Source organism: Streptomyces sp. NPDC055078 (assembly GCF_053607985.1).
Genome location: NZ_JBSGUP010000834.1, coordinates 1 through 3,138 on the forward strand (window position 1 = coordinate 1; position 3,138 = coordinate 3,138).

A 3,138-nucleotide genomic window follows, 5' to 3' on the forward strand; every position below is an offset into this window, starting at 1 on the left:
GGGCAGAGCCCCGCCGGACCGCCCGGGCCCGGGCAAGGACCCGCGCACCCCGGGGCCCGAAGGCTACGCGCGATTACCCGACGGCAGCGGCACCAGCTCGTCGTACACACTCAGGACGTGCTCCACCGTCTCGTCCTCCGTCTGCCACGACCCCGCCTGGACCCGCCCCGCCCGCACCAGTCGCTCCCGCCGCCCGCAGTCCCCCAGCAAAACCTCCACCGCGCCCGCCAACGCGTCCGCGTCCCCGTACGGAATCAGCTCCGCCGCGTCGCCGACGAGTTCGGGTACGCCCCCGACCGCCGTGGCGACCAGCGGCACCCCCGCCCGCAGAGCCTCCTGGGCCAGCAGGGAGCGGGCCTCCCAGCGGCTGGGCAGGACCGCGATGTCCGCCTCGGTGAGGAGTTCGCCGATGTCGTCGCGGCGGCCCACCAGCCGCACCGGCAGCCCCTCCGCCTCGATACGCCGCTGCAGCGCGCCCCGTTCCCGGCCCTCCCCGGCGATCACCACCAGCGGTACGGGCCTCAGCTCCCGCCACCGGCGGGCCGCGTCCAGCAGCGTCCCGTACCCCCGCTCGGGCACCAGGCTCCCCACGGCCATCACCAACGGCCGGTCCACCACTCCCAGTTCCGCCCGCGACTTGCCGGGCGTGGCGTCCGGCCGGGCCTGGGCCGCGGGCACCGCGACGGGTGCGAGGCGGACATCGCGGGCTCCGTGCCCACGGGCGCGGTCGACCAGTTCGGAGCAGGTGCCGAGGACCACCGCGGCGGCCCGTACGGTACGGCGTTCCAGCAGCCGCAGCACCTGTCCGCGCGCGCCGCCGTCGTACGCCCGTGTGTGCCAGGTGACGACGAGCGGCACCCGCAGCCCGCGCAGCGCGAGGGCGGCGGAGACGGTGGCGGGCAGCCCGTGCGCGTGGACGACATCGGCGCCCGCGCAGACGGTGCGCAGAGCGGCGACCGCCGCCGGGCCGCCGCGTCGGGGCAGGGGTGTGAAACGGGCCCCGGCGGAGGGGAAGTCGTAGAGGTGTTCCAGTTCGGCCGGAGCGCACACGGTCACCCGCACGCCCCGCGCCACCAGCCCCTCGGCCAGGGATCGGACGTGCGCGCTGCTGCCCGCGCTGCCGCCGCCCAGTACTTGGACCGTACGCAGCTGTGTCACCCGCCAAGGATGCCAGCCCGTACGCACGTTCCGGCACCGCACCTGTGCCGGGGCACGGGCTCAGCTGCCCCGGGATCACTCACATGGGTGAGTCCTGGGGTACCCGGGACCGGGCGAGGCGGCGGCCGGTCCCCGGGGGGCGGGCCGGCCCCTACCCGTCCACCCGCGCCGCCGCCAGCAGTTCCTCCGCGTGCGCCCGCGCCGTCTGGGAGTCCTCCTGCCCGGCGAGCATCCGGGACAGTTCACGGACCCGGTCCTCACCGGCCAGGACCGTGACTCCGCTGCGGGTCACCGAGCCGTCGTTGGTCTTCTCGACCAGCAGCTGACGGTCCGCGAACGCCGCCACCTGAGGCAGATGCGTCACCACGATCACCTGTGCGGTCCGGGCGAGTTTCGCCAGCCTGCGGCCGATCTCGACCGCCGCCTTGCCGCCCACCCCCGCGTCGACCTCGTCGAAGAGATAGGTCGGCACGGGGTCGGTGCCCGCGAAGACGACCTCGACCGCGAGCATCACCCGCGACAGCTCCCCGCCGGACGCGCCCTTGGCGATCGGCCGGGGCGGCGCGCCCGGGTGCGGGGCGAGCAGCAGCTCGACCTCGTCGGCGCCGTTCGGGCCGTACGCCACCGTCCGCCCGCCGACCTCGACGCCCTCGGCGTCCTCGCTCTGGCTGATCGCGAACGACACGCGCGCGTGCGGCATCGCGAGCGAGGACAGCTCGTCGGTGACGGCCCGCGCGAACCGGTCCGCGGCCTCCGTACGGGCGTCCGTCAGGGCCTGCGCCAGGCCGGACAGTTCGGCGCGCAGGGTGTCGCGCTCGGCGGTCAGCTCGCCGATGCGGTCGTCGTCGCCGTCGAGTTCGGTGAGCCTGGCGGCGCTCTCCTGGGACCACGCGAGCACCAGATCGATGCTCGCGCCGTACCGGCGGGTCAGGCCGGTCAGAGCGGCCCGCCGCTCCTCGACCGCCGCCAGCCGCAGCGGATCGGCGTCCAGGTTGTCCGCGTATCCGGCGAGTTCTCCTGCGACATCGCCCAGCAGGATGGAGATCTCCCCCATCCGGTCGGCGAGCGCGGCGAGGGCCGGATCATGGGTGCGTACGGCGTCCAGTGCCCGCCCGGCGCCCGCGACCATCGTCGTCGCGTCGACGCCCTCCGGATCCTCGGGGTTGCCGACGAGCGCGGTGTGCGCGACGGAGGCGGCGGAGGCGAGGGCCTCCGCGTGGCCCAGCCGCTCGGCCTCGGCGGCGAGTTCCACATCCTCGCCGGCGCGTGGCTCGACGCCCGCGATCTCGTTCAGCCCGAACCGCAGCAGTTCCGCTTCCTGGGCGCGCTCACGGGCGCGGGTGGTGAGTTCGTCCAGTTCGGCGCAGACCGCCCGCAGCCTGCCGTAGGAGGCGGCGTACTTCGTCTGCGGGCCGGTCACCGCGCCGCCCGCGTACCGGTCGAGCGCCGCACGCTGCCTGGCCGGGCGCAGCAGGCCCTGCTGGTCGGTCTGGCCGTGGACGGCGACCATGTCGTCGGCCAGCTCGGACAGGACACCCATGGGCACGGAGCGCCCGCCGAGGTGCGCCCGGGAACGTCCTTCCGCCGATACGGTCCTGCTGATCAGCAGCGTGCCGTCGTCGAGTTCGGCCCCGGCCTCCTCGGCCCGCAGAGCGGCGGGCGACCCGGCGCGTACGCCGATCCGGCCCTCCACCACCGCCGACTTGGCGCCGATCCGCACCAGCGCCGGGTCCGCCCGCCCACCGAGCAGCAGCCCCAGGCTGGTGACGACCATGGTCTTGCCCGCGCCCGTCTCACCGGTCACCGCGGTGAAACCGGGCGACAGCTCGACAACAGCGTCGTCGATGACCCCGAGCGACCGTATCCTCATCTCCTCCAACACGGACACGACCATACGAGGTTTCGCCCGGAAGGCGCGACGCGGACCCACCGGCTCTTCCCGGTGCCCGGCGTCCCCGGCTCGCTACGGAGGTGCCTGTT

General features: G+C 75.0%; 2 protein-coding genes. Both read right to left on the minus strand.

All coding sequences use genetic code 11. The features are described 5' to 3' along the window. Window positions 1–63: 63 nt before the first annotated feature. Entirely contained in the window at window positions 64–1,158 is a 1,095-nt protein-coding gene (locus tag ACWF94_RS37390; RefSeq protein ID WP_453499206.1) for a glycosyltransferase family 4 protein, read from the minus strand. Window positions 1,159–1,309: 151 nt separating this feature from the next. Continuing rightward, window positions 1,310–3,052: a DNA repair protein RecN gene (gene recN, locus ACWF94_RS37395; protein ID WP_453499208.1), complete on the minus strand. Its 1,743-nt coding sequence runs from the start codon at window positions 3,050–3,052 to the stop codon at window positions 1,310–1,312. Window positions 3,053–3,138: the final 86 nt, after the last annotated feature.